Below are 550 nucleotides of genomic sequence, written 5' to 3'. Positions count from 1 at the left end.
GGGGGAGTGTGCGGCTGCGTTGGCGCCGTTCACGGACTGGTCGCTGCTGGACGTCGTGCGGGGTACGGCGGGTGAGGCGTGGCTGGAGCGGGTGGACGTGGTCCAGCCGGTGCTGTGGGCGGTGATGGTCTCGCTGGCGGAGGTCTGGCAGTCGGCGGGCGTGTCGCCGTCGGTCGTGGTCGGCCACTCGCAGGGTGAGATCGCCGCTGCTGTGGTTGCGGGTGCGCTGTCGCTGGAGGACGGCGCGAGGGTGGTGGCGCTGCGCAGCCGGGCGATTGCCGGTGGTCTGGCGGGCCGGGGCGGGATGGTGTCGGTCGCGCTGCCGGTGGAGCTGGTGCGTGAGCGGCTGAGCGTCTGGGGTGAGGAGCGGATCTCGGTCGCTGCGGTCAACGGTCCGTCGTCGGTGGTGGTTTCGGGTGAGCCGGCCGCACTGGAGGAGTTGCTGGCGTCGTGTGAGGCGGACGGTGTCCGGGCTCGCCGGGTGCCGGTGGACTACGCCTCGCACTCGGCGCAGGTGGAGTCGATCCGCACCGAACTGCTGGACGTCCTG

The 550-nt window shown here is 72.4% G+C and carries 1 protein-coding gene; it reads left to right on the top strand.

The genetic code is table 11. From position 1 onward, the window contains the following. Positions 1-550 (top strand): acyltransferase domain-containing protein (locus tag UK12_RS33015; RefSeq protein WP_156179096.1); only part of this gene is annotated, 550 nt, incomplete at both ends.

The sequence above is a fragment of the Saccharothrix sp. ST-888 genome, assembly GCF_000955975.1.
Classification (GTDB): domain Bacteria; phylum Actinomycetota; class Actinomycetes; order Streptomycetales; family Streptomycetaceae; genus Kitasatospora.
The sequence above is the reverse complement of the archived record's forward strand: the minus strand, read 5'-3'. Positions and strand labels throughout refer to the sequence as shown.